The sequence below is a fragment of the Odoribacter sp. N15.MGS-14 genome, from assembly GCF_000980245.1.
Classification (GTDB): domain Bacteria; phylum Bacteroidota; class Bacteroidia; order Bacteroidales; family Marinifilaceae; genus Odoribacter; species Odoribacter splanchnicus.
This window is the reverse complement of record NZ_LARE01000064.1, coordinates 1-17,056: the sequence shown is the minus strand read 5'-3', so window position 1 is coordinate 17,056 and position 17,056 is coordinate 1. Positions and strand designations below refer to the sequence as shown.

14 protein-coding genes, 1 rRNA gene and 1 pseudogene are annotated in these 17,056 nt (G+C 42.9%); 6 read left to right on the top strand and 10 right to left on the bottom strand.

From position 1 onward, the window contains the following. On the bottom strand, positions 1–363 hold a 363-nt coding region (locus tag WS34_RS12000), incomplete at its 3' end, for a FecR/PupR family sigma factor regulator (protein ID WP_046405075.1). A gap of 111 nt (positions 364–474) precedes the next feature. Here WS34_RS12000 and WS34_RS11995 point away from each other — a divergent pair. Next, positions 475–1,026, top strand: a complete 552-nt coding sequence (locus WS34_RS11995) for an RNA polymerase sigma factor (RefSeq protein WP_046405073.1) — start codon at positions 475–477, stop codon at positions 1,024–1,026. Between the two features lie 270 nt (positions 1,027–1,296). Here the strand turns inward: WS34_RS11995 and WS34_RS11990 are convergent, their stop codons facing one another. Further along, positions 1,297–1,689 (bottom strand): HIT family protein, encoded by a 393-nt coding sequence (locus WS34_RS11990; protein WP_046405072.1) that lies wholly within the window; start codon positions 1,687–1,689, stop codon positions 1,297–1,299. Positions 1,690–1,701: 12 nt separating this feature from the next. Then, positions 1,702–2,178 carry a transcription elongation factor GreA gene (gene greA / locus WS34_RS11985; RefSeq protein WP_013612126.1) on the bottom strand — a complete coding sequence of 159 codons (477 nt, stop codon included), beginning with the start codon at positions 2,176–2,178 and terminating at the stop codon, positions 1,702–1,704. 466 nt (positions 2,179–2,644) lie between these two features. Between greA and rplS the strand changes: the two genes are divergently transcribed. Both rplS and WS34_RS11975 read left to right on the top strand, forming a co-directional pair. Further along, a complete protein-coding gene (rplS, locus tag WS34_RS11980; RefSeq protein ID WP_046405071.1) occupies positions 2,645–2,998 on the top strand; it encodes a 50S ribosomal protein L19 in 354 nt (117 codons plus the stop codon). A gap of 128 nt (positions 2,999–3,126) precedes the next feature. After that, a complete protein-coding gene (locus WS34_RS11975) occupies positions 3,127–4,869 on the top strand; it encodes a phospho-sugar mutase (RefSeq protein ID WP_013612128.1) in 1,743 nt (580 codons plus the stop codon). 56 nt (positions 4,870–4,925) lie between these two features. Here the strand turns inward: WS34_RS11975 and WS34_RS11970 are convergent, their stop codons facing one another. Next, positions 4,926–6,344 (bottom strand): ATP-dependent DNA helicase, encoded by a 1,419-nt coding sequence (locus tag WS34_RS11970; RefSeq protein WP_046405078.1) that lies wholly within the window; start codon positions 6,342–6,344, stop codon positions 4,926–4,928. A gap of 183 nt (positions 6,345–6,527) precedes the next feature. Here WS34_RS11970 and WS34_RS11965 point away from each other — a divergent pair, with 183 nt between their 5' ends. From WS34_RS11965 to WS34_RS11955, 3 genes are read left to right on the top strand one after another with little or no spacing between them, the layout of a single operon-like run. Further along, positions 6,528–7,172 carry a hypothetical protein gene (locus WS34_RS11965; protein WP_022159833.1) on the top strand — a complete coding sequence of 215 codons (645 nt, stop codon included), beginning with the start codon at positions 6,528–6,530 and terminating at the stop codon, positions 7,170–7,172. Between the two features lie 9 nt (positions 7,173–7,181). Beyond that, a complete protein-coding gene (locus WS34_RS11960) occupies positions 7,182–8,021 on the top strand; it encodes a DUF3822 family protein (protein WP_013612131.1) in 840 nt (279 codons plus the stop codon). After that, on the top strand, positions 8,012–8,545 hold the full coding sequence (locus WS34_RS11955; protein ID WP_013612132.1) for an RsmD family RNA methyltransferase: 534 nt from the start codon (positions 8,012–8,014) through the stop codon (positions 8,543–8,545). The genes WS34_RS11960 and WS34_RS11955 overlap by 10 nt, the downstream gene beginning before the upstream one ends. Positions 8,546–8,614: 69 nt before the next feature. Here WS34_RS11955 and gcvP read toward each other — a convergent pair whose 3' ends face one another. The 6 genes and pseudogenes from gcvP to rrf form a co-directional block, all read right to left on the bottom strand. Beyond that, positions 8,615–11,500 carry an aminomethyl-transferring glycine dehydrogenase gene (gcvP, locus tag WS34_RS11950; protein ID WP_046405069.1) on the bottom strand — a complete coding sequence of 962 codons (2,886 nt, stop codon included), beginning with the start codon at positions 11,498–11,500 and terminating at the stop codon, positions 8,615–8,617. 487 nt (positions 11,501–11,987) lie between these two features. Next, positions 11,988–12,635 (bottom strand): annotated as a pseudogene (locus tag WS34_RS11940) (Rid family hydrolase); the annotation flags it as partial. Between the two features lie 14 nt (positions 12,636–12,649). Then, entirely contained in the window at positions 12,650–13,183 is a 534-nt protein-coding gene (locus tag WS34_RS11935) for a DAHP synthetase I family protein (RefSeq protein WP_286693747.1), read from the bottom strand. A 166-nt stretch (positions 13,184–13,349) separates the two neighbouring features. Next, positions 13,350–15,116 (bottom strand): ABC transporter ATP-binding protein, encoded by a 1,767-nt coding sequence (locus tag WS34_RS11930; protein ID WP_013612135.1) that lies wholly within the window; start codon positions 15,114–15,116, stop codon positions 13,350–13,352. Positions 15,117–15,118: 2 nt separating this feature from the next. Continuing rightward, positions 15,119–16,843, bottom strand: a complete 1,725-nt coding sequence (locus WS34_RS11925) for an ABC transporter ATP-binding protein (protein ID WP_013612136.1) — start codon at positions 16,841–16,843, stop codon at positions 15,119–15,121. 115 nt (positions 16,844–16,958) lie between these two features. After that, positions 16,959–17,056: ribosomal RNA gene (rrf, locus tag WS34_RS11920) — 5S ribosomal RNA — on the bottom strand; the annotation flags it as partial.

Here is a 17,056-nt window from a genome sequence, read left to right as displayed (position 1 = left end):
CCGGGTAGCCTTTGCTTCAAGAACTTTTTGTTCTTCTCCCCCATAAAAGAATAAAATTCCTTCTCCAATAGCCAAAACCAACAACACACAAGCTGCATATTGAAAAATATGCTGTATTTTTCGACGACGCTCCCTGCTTTCCTTTTCTACGTAATCATCAAAACGATTCATTACCTTAGGCAAATTCGATTCCCGCAAAGAAGTACTCTCATCCGCTTGCCAAATTGCCCGTACCCGTTCAAAATAAAGCCGGTGGCGCTCATCTTCTTCCAGCCACTTCTGCAACTCAAGCTGTTCCTCCGGAGTTAATTCCCTACAAACTTTTTTGAGGAGAAGATCCCAACTAATCTTATTCTTATTCATAAATCAAAACACACCAACAAATACTAAATTTTCTATAAAGTAACATGGGATTCAAAAACGGATGACACAATACAGAAAAAAATTTTACCTTTGTCCCAAAAGCATATCATAATGGATGATTCCACGGAAAAAGATAAACTGAGTCACTTGATTAAAAAACGTAACCGGGAAGCTTTTCACGAGCTATACCAAATGTCTTTTAACAAGTTGCAAAAATATGCTATGCGCTATCTCTACGATTGGGATGAAGCCGAGGATCTGGTACAAGATGCTTTTCTATTCTTATGGTCTCACCCCGAACGATACAGCAACAAACAACCCGTATTCTATTATTTGCTCGGTATTGTCAGAAACAATTGTCTGAATCACCTCCGAGACCTGAACATACAATACAGACATCAGGATAAAATCATCGAGGCCATGTTATTCTCAAGCATTGAAGATCCGGAAATCGATGAGGACATCCAGGTCCGCCTTAAATATATACTAGACCTGCTACCGGAAAAACAACGCGAAGTCCTCTTACTGCATACCGTAGAAAAAAAGAAAGTCCGGGAAATCGCAGAACAGATGAATATATCCGAAGCAACCGTAAAAACACACTTTCAACGGGCAATAATCCTACTCAGAAACAATCTGAAATTCATCCTTTTCGGACTATAATGGACGTAACGCTTTTATCCAAAATTCCAAAGAGGCATCCTCTATCCCTCTAAGTCTGAATCTGCGTGACATCCCGCATTCTTTAACATATCCAAAGATATAAGCAACAAAATTTTCTCAAGCCAATTCGGATTTAATAAGAAATATCTGTGGACCTTAGTTCTATTATCAAAAAATGACAGAATTGCCAGATTTTGATAATAAAATCTTATTCAAAAAAGACTGCCTAAACTTATTAGACAGTCTCCATGATAAATAGTCTAATAACTTTTATAGGTTATTGTGAATCTCTTCGGCACAAGCTTTCATTTCCTCAGCCGGAAATTGCTTTTTAGGATTACAAAAATTCATATCGTCCCCTCCGTTGAGAGGCACCAGATGAACATGTGCATGCGGGACATCCAAACCCAATACAGCCACACCGACCCGTTGGCAAGGAATGGTTTTACCAATAGCCCTGGCGACCTTCTTGGCAAACACCATTAGCCCGGCTAACTCTTCATCCGAAAGATCGAACAGGTAATCGGTTTCTTTTTTAGGAATCACAAGCGTATGTCCCTTTTGCAAAGGATTAATATCGAGAAAAGCATAATAATACTCATCCTCAGCTACTTTATAAGAAGGAATTTCTCCTTTCACGATTTTAGAAAAAATTGAAGCCATACAAATCGCATTTTACAGACTGATATCCATAATTTCGAACTCCATTTCACCGGCAGGTACCTTCACCATCACTTTATCTCCTAATTTCTTTCCGACCAAAGCCTGTGCAATCGGTGTATGGATAGATAACTTCCCTTCCTTGAAATTTGCTTCAGTTTCAGAAACCAGAGTATAAGTCATTGTTGCTCCGGTTTTCGTATTTTTGATCGTCACCTTATTCAACATCTGTACTTTAGATGTATCGATCTGTGACTCATCGATCACCCGACAGGTCGCGATGGTATCTTTCAGTTGGGCTATTTTTGCTTCCAAAAGCCCCTGGGCATCTTTGGCTGCATCATATTCTGCATTTTCTGAAATATCGCCTTTTTCGATAGCTTCTCCAATAGCCTTGGAAATTTTCGGACGTTCTACATTCTGCAATCTTTCCAATTCCTCCTGTAGTTTCTTCAATCCCTCTTTTGTTACATAAGACACTTTGTTGCTCATAACCGTTTATTTAACATTTATTTTATACATAAAAAAATAAATGACACTTATCCTCCAATAAGTGCCTTTATTAAAAAGAATTCCTGTTGATACTAGGAATCCTCACCTCCGATTACAAAGATATGACCTTTTTTCGGAATAAAAAATTTTTTCAGCAAAATTATACAAACGTTTCCACCTCAGAATTTCTTCGTTTCGCCCCTAATCTCACTCTTTATCAATATTTTCTCTTTCAATACCCTTCAAAATACCAGCTTGTTTTCAGACCAGCCTTGTAAATAACCGGATAGATAGTTCCTCTTTTATACATAAACTTTTCAGAAGTTATAAAATAAAAAGGGAATCATTTGCATATAAAAATAACTTTTCCTACATTTGCACCTCGATAAAAACGTACACAGTCTCTTATACGAAAGACTCCGTGATAATACTGTGTCCGATAAATGGATTTTTAAAATTTGAAATAATGGATTTAATTAAAGTTGCAGAACAGGCATTTGCCGCTGAGAACCCAGTAGAGCATCCTTCATTCAACACAGGTGACACAGTAAGCGTTCACTACAAAATTGTCGAAGGAAATAAAGAGCGTATCCAGGTATTCCGTGGTGTAGTTATCCAGGTCAAAGGAACCGGAAGCACTAAAACTTTCACTGTTCGTAAAATGTCAGGAAATGTCGGTGTTGAAAGAATTTTCCCGATAGAATCACCGTTTATCAAAGAAATCGAAGTAAACAAACTCGGAAAAGTAAGACGTGCCCGGATTTATTATTTCCGTAATCTTACCGGTAAGAAAGCCAAAATCAAAGAAAAGAGATCTTAAAGATCAAGTTAAAAATAAAAAAGCTCTGCGTTGCAGGGCTTTTTTTATTTCCTATCTTTGTCAAATCTTTAAGGAATATTTTATCGTATCAACAAAGACAGAATCATCACAACAATAAAAAATACATTATGGAGAATACTGAAATTATTCAAAAAGCCAGAGCCAAAGCCGAAATGTGGCTGAACGATGCCTACGACAAAGCTACCCGTACAGAAGTAGAACGCCTGTTGAATGCCAGTGACCCGACCGAATTGATCGACTCATTTTACAACGATCTGGAATTCGGTACCGGTGGGTTACGCGGAATTATGGGTGTGGGGAGCAACCGGATGAATATTTATACGGTAGGTGCCGCTACCCAAGGTTTCGCCAATTATATTAACCGGCTGTTCCCGGGAGAAAATAATTCAGTATGTATAGGCCACGATTGCCGCCATCATTCGCGGGAATATGCAGAAACGACTGCAGCGATTTTTTCAGCCAACGGCATTACAGCTTATCTTTTCGAATCGCTGCGTCCGACACCGGAAATGTCGTTTGCTATCCGTGAATTGGGATGTAAAGGAGGAGTCATCATTACCGCTTCACACAACCCGAAAGAATATAACGGTTATAAGGCTTACTGGAATGATGGTTCACAGTTAGTTCCCCCTCACGATAAAAATGTGATCGACGAAGTAAAAAAAGTGAAGGTCACCGATATTAAGTTCACGGCTGTCCCGGATAAAATCAAGACTCTTGGCGAAGACTTTGACCAGAAATTCCTGAATACAGTAAAAACCCTGAGTTTATCTCCGGAAGCCATTCAACATCAGCACGACTTGAAAATTGTTTTTACTCCCTTACATGGTACCACTTATAAATTAGTGCCTGCTTCTTTACGTAATTGGGGGTTCACCAATATCACCACTATCCCGGAACAGATGATTACCGACGGTGATTTTCCAACCGTAGCTTCTGCAAATCCGGAAGAACCGGCAGCCTTCAAGATGGCATTGGATAAAGCCCGGGAGATCGATGCCGACCTGGCTATGGCTTGTGATCCGGACGGAGACCGTATCGGTATCGCTGTTAAAGACGACCGGGGCGAGTGGATTCTACTCAACGGCAACCAGACCAACATTATTTTTACCTGGTATATCATCCAGCGCAGGAAAGCATTAGGCCTACTCAAAGGCAACGAGTATACTGGTAAAACGATCGTTACTTCCGAGCTGATTAAAGATATCGCCGAGAAGAACGGGATTCCCTGTTACGATGTATACACCGGTTTCAAATGGATCGCCGATATGATCCGTAAAAAGGGAGCTGAAGGTTACATCGGAGCCGGTGAAGAATCGTTCGGTTTCATGCCAGGTTCTTTTACCCGGGATAAAGATGCCGTATCTTCGACCTCTTTGATGGCAGAAATTGCTGCCTGGGCAAAAGATCAGGGGAAAACTTTGTTCGGTATTCTCGAATCGATCTATGCTGAATATGGTTTCTCACAAGAAAAAATGGTTTATATTGTACGCAAAGGCCTGACCGGAGCTCAGGAAATCAAAGACATGATGAACAACCTCCGGCACAACACCCCGAAAACGATCAATAACAGTGAAATCATCATCAAAAAGGATTATGCAACATTACAGGAAATCAATCTGAAAACCGGAGAAACAAAAACCATGGATTTTCCAACCACCAGTGACGTACTTCAATTCTTCCTGGCCGACGGTTGCAAAATCTCCGTTCGTCCTTCCGGTACCGAACCCAAAATAAAATTCTATTTCGAAGCCCGTGCCACGATGAAAAATGTAAACGATTTTCATAAAGCCCAAGCTGAAGCTTTAGCTAAAATCGATGCAATGATGGCCGATCTGAAAATAAACTAATACCCGGCAGGCTAATGTACCGCACTGTGTATACAGACCGGTACATTAGCCTATTTTCAAACCGGTATTTCGAAGAACTCTTCTTTAAAATTGACGAAATATACCCTTTCCTGTGCCCGGGTAATCGCCGTATACAACCAACGCCAATACTCATCATTCAGCATCTCCTCCGGCAACCACCCCTGATCGATAAACACGGCATCCCATTGTCCCCCCTGAGCTTTATGACAGGTAACGGCATAAGCGAATTTCAGTTGTAAGGCATTGTAATATTCATTTTCCCGGATTTTTTCAAATCGTTTCTTTTTAGAAGGGATATCGGCATAATCGGCTTCTACAGCCTGATAAAATATACGGTTTTGTTCATACGTCATCGCCGGATAATCGGACATCAGGGTATCCAGCATAACCCAAGCCGTCACCTCTTCTTCATACCCATCTATCTTCAGTGTAGCATTTACAAAATGATGCCCATAAAGCTCTACTCTTCTGCCGGCCCGTTGTACGGTAGCCATATCTCCATTGGCAATAAAATCGATTTTTTCATAATCAGCTCCCCAGAAATAATTGTTTTTTACGATCATAATCCGGTCTCCACTACAAAAATCCTCTTCCCGGTATAAGATCGTGCGGCGTATTCCTTCATTAAACCGATTGGCCCGTTTATTCGAACGACAAACGACAATCGTTTCTTCTTCCCCGAACCGCCCGTAACAGGAATCTATTTCTTCCAGAAGTTCCCCACCACCGATCTTAAAAACATCGGGAAATTTTCCGATCCTGAGCCGCAGATTTTCCGATCCGATTCCGATCAGACTCCGTACCTGTGTGGCATTGTATAAAATACCCGACTGTTCTGCCTGCCGCATAATATCGGTCAAAGCCACCTCGGTCACCTTGAAATTATAAGCAGCTTCCAGTTCCCGTCTGTCCAAGGCCGGACTAATATCCAGGCCTACAGGGGGTAACTGAGCCACATCCCCGATCAGTATCAAACGGTTATTCCGTCCATTATATATATACTGTATCAAATCGTCCAACAAACAACCACTCCCGAAATTACCTTCCCCATCGGCATTTGAAATCATCGAAGCCTCATCGACAAAAAACAAGGTGTCAGCACCGGCATTAAATCCCAGATTAAACAAGCCTTCTCCATCGGTCGAAGACTTTTGACGATAAATCTTTTTGTGGATCGTAAAAGCCGCTTGTCCGGCATAACCGGCAAAAACCTTCGCCGCCCGACCGGTCGGGGCCAGCAAAACGACTTTATACTCAAGGCTTACCAAAGCATTCACAATAGCAGCGACCAATGAAGTCTTTCCCGTACCGGCATATCCTTTCAACAGAAAAATCCCTTCTTCTTCCCGGGCAAAGAAAAAACGGATAAAATGCTCAACAGCGATCTGTTGGGTCGGAGAAAAATTATAACCGAATTTCTTCCGGATAATATCTTCAAAATGTTTTTGGATCATCATGAAATTTAATAGAAGATTATGCCTTTAATCTAAATTTTTTCCTAAATTTGCGAGCAATATTAAGATTTTGTGCTGCGTTGACAACGTTTGAATTGCGGGGATAAAGATACGAAATTAGGATCAACCTCACAGGTCTGATGAAAATTTATGCATTAATATCATACAAAAATAACGTTAAATATGAAAAAGCTTATTATTCAGATTATCCTTGCCGGAATTATTATTTTTCTTGGCTATAAATGCTACGAAAGTATTAAGATTCCTCAACAATTTAAAGTGATAAAAGAACAGAGATATGCGAGAATTGCCGATCGTCTGAAAGATATCCGTACAGCTCAGGAAGCTTATAAAGGAGTATATGGAAAATATACCGGTAGTTTTGACACTCTGATCAATTTCATCAAATACGACTCGGTAAAAGTTGTTCGTTCAATCGGTTCGTTGAGCGACGAAGACCTGGAAAAAGGAATTACCGAAGCTCAGGCTATCAAAGAAGGGCGGATTGTTCGTGACACTGTAAAACAAGGCGCTTTAGAAACCATTTTCAATAAAGATTACCCGATCGACGATCTCCGTTATGTGCCTTTCACGAAACGGAAATATCAATTCAATATGGGTGCCTCTTCTATGTTTACCGATTCAGGAGTAGAAGTCCCTCTTTTCCAGGCTTGGATTTCCAATACCTATATCTTTGAAGACATCGAAGATCAATACAAAGATGAAATCCTTCAGGAAAACGGTGAAAGAAAAAGGCTGAAGAAATATCCGGGGCTGAAAGTCGGTGACCTGAAAGAAGCGAATAATAACGTAGGTAACTGGGAATAATGTAGTTGCATGCAGAACGTATATTATATTGACAGTAATTTCATAAAAGAAAATTCTTCACAATATATTTTGTCCATCCGTTACTCGACGGATGGACTTTCATTTTGTGTCCACAATCATAATCACCAGCTTTTGGTGTTTTTTTTCCAGCCTTACCAGTTGGATAGCCAGGATGCCGTCATTGCCAAGGTAAAAAAAATCATGGTGGAAGATGAACTATTGAATTTAAAATATAAAAAAGTATATATTCTACCTTGCCAAAAAGAAAAAATCCTGTTGCCCGCCCATGTGTTCAATAAGAATACCTTGGGAGATATGTACCGGATCTGCCTGCAACCTCAGAAAAACGATATCTTATTATACCGGAAAATCAAAGCGATCGAAAGTTACCTGGTCGAAGTACTCCCACGTAGTTTCGTCAATTTTCTGAGCTCCCGTTATGCTTCGCTGTGTATCGTCAATAATGCTTATGCTTTTATCATTCAAGCTATCGAAAGCATTCAATTCAATACCAATCATCTATTTATCGACATACACGATCGGTATTTCGATTTATTATTGACTCAGAACAACGAGGTACTGTTGTTCAATTCTTTTGATTACGGTTCGGTGACTGACCTGATTTATTACACCCTGAATTGTCTGCAACAATGTCATATCGATAAAGAGAACGTGCATACCTCCTTATCGGGCAATCTGGTCAACGATCCGGATTTACTGACGCTCATGAATAAATACATCCCGAATGTATCTATCCTGAATTGCGCCCCATTGTCCCAGCTCGTACGGAATAATGAATTGAATAATTCCAGTTTTATCCACTTGCTAAATATCCACAAATGCGAATAATCAGTGGTTCTCACCGAGGACGGCAGATTTTTCCCGACAAGAGTTTCAGTGCCCGTCCGACGACCGATTTTGCCAAAGAAAATTTGTTTAATGTACTGACCAATTATATGGACCTGGAAGATATTTCCGCCCTTGATCTATTCTCAGGTACCGGCAGTATCAGTTATGAATTTGCTTCCCGTGGTGCCCGGGAGATTGTCTCCATCGAACAGAATTACAAACATTATATGTTCATCAGGCGGACTGCAAAGGAATTGGGTTTTAAGCACATAAAAATCTATAAAACCGATGTCTTTATCGCTTGCAAAAAATTAAAAGGACGGAAATTCGACCTGATTTTCGCCGACCCTCCCTATAAGTTGGATAAAATCGACGATATCCCTGCCGCAATCTTCGATAATGAATTGTTAGCCGAAAATGGGATTGCTATTATAGAACATCCGGCCAACACCGACTTTTCCAGTCACCCCCGTTTTTCCGAACACCGGCAATACGGCAGCGTGAACTTTTCGTTATTCAGATAGGTTGTTTCGCAAAAAAATCCCGGGATTCGGCTTCAACCGTCCCGGGATTAAAATATGATCGACCGATCTTTAATTTTCGTCGTTCACATAATCGTAAAGCGGATCGCAGGTACACATCAGGTTGCGGTCGCCATACCCATCGTCTACGCGTCCTACTTGAGGCCAGAACTTATTCTCAGCCACCCAAGGCAGCGGATAAGCCGCTTTACTACGCGGATAAGTGTGAGTCCACTCGTCAGCTGTCAGAACCTTATGCGTATGCGGAGCATTCTTCAGTACATTATCGGTTTTATCTGCTTTTCCTTCGGCTACCTCACACATTTCCTCGCGGATTGTCTTCAGTGCTTCGATAAAACGATCCAGTTCTTCTTTCGGTTCACTTTCAGTCGGTTCCACCATCAAAGTACCATGTACCGGGAACGACAGGGTCGGTGCATGGAAACCGAAGTCCATCAACCGTTTAGCAATATCGAGCTCGGAAATACCATATTCTTTATTGAAAGCGCTGCAATCCCAGATCATTTCATGACCTACGCGTCCCTGTTTGCCTTTGAACAAAATTTTAAAGCCGAGCTTTTCAAATGAAGAAGCCAGATAGTTCGCATTCAGGATAGCCATTTCAGTTACGTACTTCAAACCTTCTGCTCCGAGCATCAACAGATAGCCATAGGTCACAGGCAGCATGCTCACCGAGCCATAAGGAGCGGCTGACACAGCATGTATTCCTTGTTCTCCGCCAGTCTTCACCACTGCATGTGAAGGTAAGAAATCTACCAGGTGTTTAGCCACACAGATCGGACCGACACCCGGGCCACCACCACCGTGAGGCATAGCAAACGTCTTATGCAAATTTAAATGGCAAGCGTCGGCGCCGATAAATCCGGGACTTGTCAAACCACATTGACCGTTCATATTCGCTCCGTCCATAAAGACCTGTCCACCGTTATCATGAATAATCTTCACCAGTTCCCGGATTGATTCTTCAAAAATACCATGGGTAGAAGGATAAGTAATCATAGCCCCGAACAGATTGTCTTTATTCGCTTCCGCTTTAGCCCGAAAATCTTCGACATCGATATTTCCTTCTGGATCGGTAGCCGTTACGATAATCTGCAAACCGGCCATAGCACTGGAAGCCGGATTCGTACCATGAGCGGAGGCGGGGATCAACATCACCTTCCGGTGACCTTCTCCACGGGAAATATGATATTGACGTAATACCATCAGAGCGGTATATTCACCGGCAGCACCGGAATTCGGCATCAGGCTGCAACCTGCAAATCCGGTCACTTTTTCCAGCATTTGTTCCGTCTCACGGATCATTTGCTGATACCCTTCCGCCTGATCAAACGGAACAAAAGGATGCATACCTCCGAATTCAGGCCAGGTGATCGGCATCATCTCTACAGCGGCATTCAATTTCATCGTACAAGAGCCCAAAGAAATCATAGAGGTCGCCAAAGAGATATCCCGGCGTTCCAGATTCTTCATATAACGCATCATGGCCGTCTCGGAATGATAGATATTGAATACCGGCTGAGCCATAAACTCATCCTCCCGCAACATGTCAGGATCGAGTACGGTGCAATCGTCCAGGAAAGTCACTTTCTCAGCTTTCTTCCCAGCAGCTTCGGCAAAAATACCGATGATCTCATTGATTTCAGCTTCACTGATCTTCTCGTCGGTCGATAATCCGACAGTCGTTCCGCAAGCACAATAGAACAGATTGATCTGATGTTCCAAAGCTACTTCCCGAATCATTTCCTGAGTCACTCCCTGCGGCAGCACGAAACGGATCGTATCGAAGAATTTTCCTTCCTTCAGCTGATAGCCGTATTTACTAATTTCTTCCGCCAGAATAACAGCAGCCGAATGGATATGCCGTGCTATCCGCTGTAAACCTTCCCGACCGTGCCATGCACCGTAGAAACCAGCCATCGTAGCATTCAATGCCTTGGCTGTACAGATATTTGAAGATGCTTTTTCACGTTTGATATGTTGTTCACGGGTTTGCAAAGCCAGACGCAATGCTTTATTTCCTTGAGCATCGATCGTTACACCGATAATACGTCCCGGAATATTCCGTTTGTATTCTTCCTTAGTAGCCATGTAGGCAGCATGAGGACCACCGTATCCCATCGGGATACCGAACCGCTGCGAAGTACCGACAACCACATCGGCCCCCCACTCTCCGGGAGGAGTCAATAATACCAAACTCATCAAATCGGCGGCAACAGTCAAAAGAGAACCATTGGCATGTACCCGATCGGCAAAAGCTCTGTAATCCCGGATCGCACCGTTAGCAGCAGGATATTGTACTAAAGCTCCGAATATTTCCGGAGTAAATTCAAAAGTATCGTAATCTCCGTAAACCAGTTCGATTCCCTGAGGAGCAGAACGTGTGACTAATACATCTTTAATCTGAGGGAATACTTTATTATCTACAAACAACTTGTTTGCTCCGGCTTTCTTCATTTCCTTTCCCCGCAGAGCATACATCATAGTCATTGCTTCTGCCGCAGCAGTCGCTTCATCCAGCAGAGAACAGTTGGTGATCTCCATAGCTGTCAGTTCGATAATCATGGTCTGATAGTTCAGCAAAGCTTCCAGACGTCCCTGGGATACTTCGGCCTGATAAGGAGTATAAGAAGTATACCAAGCCGGATTTTCCAATATATTCCGGATAATAACAGCCGGAGAAATGGTATCGTAATATCCTTGTCCTATAAACGAACGATATAGTTTATTCTTAGCAGCGACAGCCCGTATCCGAGCTAAAAACTCATCTTCAGTCAAAGGAGCAGGCAAATCCAACAGTTCCTGTAAACGGATGGATGCCGGTACTGTTTGTTCTATCAATTCGTCGACAGACTTCACTCCGATCACCTTCAACATCTCCTCTACATCTTCCGGACGTGGGCCGACATGTCTTCCTAAAAATTGTTCTTTAGCCATTGTTATATCATTAAAATTAATTGAAAACGTTTTCAAAATTAAAGGCGTGTAAAATTAAAGATATTCCGGCATATCTAATCTATATTTCCCGGAAAATTTTCAAACATTCCCTTCCTCCTGTCTTTTCTGAAAATCAGGCCTCCCAATTCAGTACAATTGTGGAAAAATTCTACAATTGTAGAAAATATCCTTTTACATTGTAGAAAAATTCTACACATCTCTATTTTTTCAAGAAAACGGTCATCCACTGATAACCAACAACTTAAACCACAAACCTCAATTATGGCACACTAATCGTTATATCATAAAACGAATGGCATAAGCTGAACCCAGAGTTCCTTTCCTTTTTCAACTTGCTGCCCTTTTCAAAAAATACACCAATTCTTTCGGAAATTCCGACATTCATATAACACAACACTTTACTCTGGGTTCTGGCCGCCTTTCATTTCTCGCTCCGGTTTTTCCAACCATGAAATGCACAATTCGTTTATAGATTCCTGAATTCCGGATTTCCTCCTGCTTTAATCGCAATACATTCTGTTTCGATCAACCATCCGGGGCGACATACGGGAGCCAGAACAATCACTTTAGGAACATCGGGAAATTGTTGTTCCATCAAATCCCGGACAATCGGATAATCGGCGATATCCCGCAGATAAACGATCATTTGGGCCAGATCGGCTAAACTACTTCCAGCCTCTTTCAACAAAGCTTCGATATTAAGTAACATCCTGCGCGTCTGCCCTGCAATATTCCCTGGATAAACAACTTCCCCCCGATTGTCGATACTCGCTGTACCAGAAATAAAGATATGCTTACGATCACCGTATTCCACTGCCGTTCCCCGTTCGAAAGTCACCCCATATTCATAAGTAGGATTCAGATACTCCGGGGCATGCAAAAAACGAATCTGCTCTGCCTGCAAGCCATCCACAGCATAAGCATCCAATAACACCAAACTACGGGAATCGGCAATCTGTCCCTGAATACCGGTACTAGCCAGATAGTGTGTTTTCTCGGTCAATCCCAAACGTACAAATTCTTCTTTTCTTCCTTTTACCACTCCGGCATAATTCACATCGACATCACGGACAAAAAACCAGGTCCGGATTGATCCGCAAAAAAGAGGTAATCCCGGGAAACGCTTTTTCATTCCAAGGCCATTTCCAAACAAGGGATATTTCGGTATGGAGCAGCGTCTAATACGGAAAATCCCCGGTGTATCAAAGACAACTGTTTCAAATCGATATCCAGCAAACGTTCCACAGCTCCGGTCCATAATTCCAGATCAGGACATACCGGATTTTTGAGCATCACAGGAATATCCACACCCCTCAACACTTCAGCGATTTCCTGTATCATAAAGGGGCTGACAGTAGTACGTGCCCCAATCCATAAAATATCGATACCATATTTTAGTGCAACTTCAGCTTGACGGGGAGTAGCCACCTCGGTAGCCACCTGCATACTTAATTCCTGCTGTACCTGTTGTAACCACCGCAAGCCTGGTTCTCCCACCCCTTCGAAATGATGAGCCCTTGAACGGGGTTTCCAAATCCCTCCCCGCAGTGTCTGTATCCCTATCTTCTTCAGGCCACGCGCTGTTGCGAACAATTGCTCTTCAGACTCAACACTACAAGGCCCTGCGACAATCTGAATTGCTTTCTCATTCCATAAAAACATAGCTTCAAAATTTTGAAGCAAAAATACATTCCTATAAAAGATGTAAAAACACCTAATATTACTGAAATATTTCCAAAGAATGCCTAATTCTGGGGATGCTATACCCTCAAAAGTTTTCCGCTCCCCCGGACAGGAACCAGGGAATTTCATACATAAAAATTGATAATCAACGGAATTGTTCTTGATTTAAAGAAAAATATTTTCCCTTCATCCGAAGCAACTCTTCATGGGTACCCCGCTCGACGATCTGCCCGCGTTCAAGCACCAAAATCATATCGGCATTACGGATAGTAGAAAGACGATGGGCGATGATCAGACTGGTACGCCCCTGCATCAATTGGTCTAATCCTTTTTGTATCAGGATCTCACTTCTGGTATCGATATTACTGGTTGCTTCATCCAATAATAAAATGGCAGGATCGGCCACTGCCGCCCGGGCAATGTTCAGCAATTGTCGTTGTCCCTGGCTCAAATTAGCACCATCATTCTCCAGTAAAGTATCGTAACCATGAGGCAACCGCTTAATAAATGAATGAGCCGCAGTCAGTTTAGCCGCCTCAATGACCTCTTCGTCGGTGGCTTCCAAACGGCCGAAGCGGATATTTTCCCGTACCGTACCTGTAAATAGATGGGTATCCTGTAAGACAATAGCCATCGAGCGCCGAAGACTATTCCGGTGTATGCAACGAATCTCCTGCCGGTCTATACGGATTTCTCCTGACCGGATATCGAAAAATCGGGGTAACATACTGAGTATCGTCGTTTTACCGGCTCCGGTAGCTCCAACCAAAGCAATCTTACGCCCGGCTGCCGCCTGAAAAGAAATGCCTTTCAGAATCATTTTTTCCGGTCGGTAGCCGAACCAAACTTCCTTCATAACCACCTCTCCCTTCACTTTCTCCAGATTCACGGCCTCCGGTAAATCGGGAGCTTCCGGTTGTTCGTCGATCACCTCGAATATTCGTTCAGCTCCAGCCAAAGCTGCCTGGATGCTATTATAAAGACTCGCCAGCTCGTTGATAGGACGTCCGAACTGTCTGGAATATTGCAAAAATGCTGCCAAACCTCCCACATCAAAACCCCGGAATATAGCTAACAAAGCCCCCACAATAGTGATCAGCACATAGTTCAAGGTACTCAAATTTTGCATCACAGGCATCATCAAGCCCGAATAGAACTGCGCTTTCAGTGATTTTCCCTTCAGATCCTGGTTCAGTTCCTCGAAATCTGAGATTGCCTTCTGTTCGTGCCCGAACACTTTTACTACCTTCTGCCCGCTAATCATCTCCTCGATATATCCGTTTATCGAACCCAAAGATGCCTGTTGTGCCTTAAAATATTGCCGACTTTTACGAACAATTCCCCGGGCACTCCAAAACATCAGTGGGACAGTAACCAAAGTGACCAAGGTCAAGATCGGGCTGATGACCAACATCAGACAAAAAATACCCACTACGGTCAAAGCACTCGACAACATATCCGACAAGCTATCCGTCAAAGCATCACTAATCCGGTCCATATCGTTGGTATAGCGACTCATCAAATCACCATGCTGGTGGGTATCGAAATACCCCACCGGCAGCTGTTCCATCTTCCGAAACAAATCTTCGCGCATCCGGGCCACAGTCCGCTGCCCGATCTTATTCAGCAAGCGGTATTCCACATAAACAGCAAACACTCCGGTCAGATATACCCCGATAAGTATCCCCAACATCTTACCCAACCCCAGGAAATCTCCGGGAATAATATAGCGATTGATAATCGGACGGAGCAGATAAGAACCTCCCAGATTAGCGGCAATACTCAGCACGATCAAAACGCCGATGACAGACAATAACAGCCGATCGCATACCAGATAAGAAGTCAGCCGGAACAGAGTTTGTCTTCCCGCTTTAGGCTTAGCTTGATATTTCAGGTGATCTCCGTGTGCCATAACTAATTTAAAATTTGCTGTGAGTTATAAATCTCCTGATATATCCGGGAGGTCGCCATCAATTCATCCGGTGTACCGATAGCCTCAACTTCACCGTCTTCCAATACGATTACCCGATCGGCAGACTGCATTGTATTGATCCGTTGTGTTATAATCAGTACAGTAGTATCTTTCAGCAAACAATTGAGATTATTCCTGATCCGGAGTTCTGTTTCCGAATCCACAGCACTCGTACTATCGTCCAAAATCAAAATCTTAGGTTTCCTCAGCAGAGCCCGGGCAATGCAAAGACGTTGTTTCTGTCCTCCCGAAAGATTGATTCCTCCGCGTCCTAATATCGTCTGGTACCCTTCGGCGAGTGTCAGAATAAAATCATGTACCTGAGCCACCCGGCAGGCCTCTTCGGCTTCTTCCAGAGTAGCATCCGGTTTTCCCCATCTCAGATTTTCCAATATGGTTCCTGTAAACAATTCATTCTTTTGTAATACCATACCGATACGGGCATGTAACTCTTTCAGATGATAATCCTTCACAGGTACACCATCGATGCGAAGTTCTCCCCCCGTAACATCATAAAGTCGGGGAATCAGCTGCACCATCGAACTCTTAGCCGCCCCGGTAGCCCCGACAACAGCAACTGTCTCCGCCGGCCGGATATGAAAGTTTACATTCCGTAAGACATCGTTTTCTCCATTACCATACCGGAAGCTAACATTCACAAACTCCACTTCCCCCCGTTTTATTTTATACCGGTCCGCCAAGCCTTCGGGCGTATTCGCCAAAGAAGGTGTAGTATTCAAGACCTCCATAATCCGGCGTGAAGAAGCCGAAGCACGGGCAGATGCCATGATAAACATCGACAACAACATCAGCGACATCAACACCTGTGCCAGGTAATTCACAAATGAAATCAACTCTCCGATCTGCAATTCCCCTTCCATCACCTTATATCCGCCTACCCACAAAATAGCGATTACCGACAAATTCATCACCAACTGCATCACCGGAAAAATCGCAACAATAATATTCGAAGCCCGGATCACCATATCCCTCAGTTCCTCACTGCTACGTACAAATTTTCGTGCTTCGAAGTCTTCTCTTACAAACGATTTTACCACCCGAATATTAATCAGGTTTTCCCGAACCACACCATTCAGCTGATCAATTTTCTGCTGCACTTTTAAAAAATAAGGAAATCCCTTTCTCAGAATCACAAAAACAGCGATACTCAACGCCGGAATCGAAGCCATCAAGGTAAGAGCTAACTGCTTATTGATCTGTACAACAAAAAATATGGCCATCACCAACATAAACGGTGAACGCAACATCATCCGCATCGACATCAGCACTACCTGCTGTATCCGTGCTATATCATTCGTCAGGCGGGTAATCAATGAGGAGGTACTGAAATGATCGAGATCAAAAAAAGACAAACGCTGGATTTTTTCGAACAGAGCCCCTCGTAAATCCGTACCGAAACCGATAGAAGTACGCGAAGCGATATAGACATTCACCACACTAAAGCCCAATCCCGATAAGGAGATAAGAATCATATACACCCCTTTCTCTGCAATCAGTGACAAATCGCGCTTCATCACTCCTTGATCGACTATTTCGGCCATATACATGGGCTGTATCGTTTCACACCATACAGTAATCAATACAAGGATAGGGCAAAGAGCCAGACTTATCTTATATTTTCGGAGTATATGCCAATATCTGCGCATGTCATCCAATTTTTTCCATAACTTCATTAAAAATACAACGAATGTAAGGAAATATTAGTTTAGCCAGTATAATCAGATAAAAAAAAGCGAGTCACTTTCGTAACTCGCTTTCAAAATTCGGCGCCAACCTACTCTCCCACCATAAGGCAGTACCATCGGCACTCAGGGGCTTAACTTCTCTGTTCGGAATGGAAAGAGGTGGATCCCCCCGGT

What these genes read in the sequence shown, in the direction of transcription:
- WS34_RS11995 (WP_046405073.1), top strand. Translation starts at nt 475, where the DNA reads ATGGATGATTCCACGGAAAAAGATAAACTGAGTCACTTGATTAAAAAA.
- WS34_RS11990 (WP_046405072.1), bottom strand. Translation starts at nt 1,689, where the DNA reads ATGGCTTCAATTTTTTCTAAAATCGTGAAAGGAGAAATTCCTTCTTAT.
- greA (WP_013612126.1), bottom strand. Translation starts at nt 2,178, where the DNA reads ATGAGCAACAAAGTGTCTTATGTAACAAAAGAGGGATTGAAGAAACTA.
- rplS (WP_046405071.1), top strand. Translation starts at nt 2,645, where the DNA reads ATGGATTTAATTAAAGTTGCAGAACAGGCATTTGCCGCTGAGAACCCA.
- WS34_RS11975 (WP_013612128.1), top strand. Translation starts at nt 3,127, where the DNA reads ATGGAGAATACTGAAATTATTCAAAAAGCCAGAGCCAAAGCCGAAATG.
- WS34_RS11970 (WP_046405078.1), bottom strand. Translation starts at nt 6,344, where the DNA reads ATGATCCAAAAACATTTTGAAGATATTATCCGGAAGAAATTCGGTTAT.
- WS34_RS11965 (WP_022159833.1), top strand. Translation starts at nt 6,528, where the DNA reads ATGAAAAAGCTTATTATTCAGATTATCCTTGCCGGAATTATTATTTTT.
- WS34_RS11960 (WP_013612131.1), top strand. Translation starts at nt 7,182, where the DNA reads ATGCAGAACGTATATTATATTGACAGTAATTTCATAAAAGAAAATTCT.
- WS34_RS11955 (WP_013612132.1), top strand. Translation starts at nt 8,012, where the DNA reads ATGCGAATAATCAGTGGTTCTCACCGAGGACGGCAGATTTTTCCCGAC.
- gcvP (WP_046405069.1), bottom strand. Translation starts at nt 11,500, where the DNA reads ATGGCTAAAGAACAATTTTTAGGAAGACATGTCGGCCCACGTCCGGAA.
- WS34_RS11935 (WP_286693747.1), bottom strand. Translation starts at nt 13,183, where the DNA reads ATGTTTTTATGGAATGAGAAAGCAATTCAGATTGTCGCAGGGCCTTGT.
- WS34_RS11930 (WP_013612135.1), bottom strand. Translation starts at nt 15,116, where the DNA reads ATGGCACACGGAGATCACCTGAAATATCAAGCTAAGCCTAAAGCGGGA.
- WS34_RS11925 (WP_013612136.1), bottom strand. Translation starts at nt 16,843, where the DNA reads ATGCGCAGATATTGGCATATACTCCGAAAATATAAGATAAGTCTGGCT.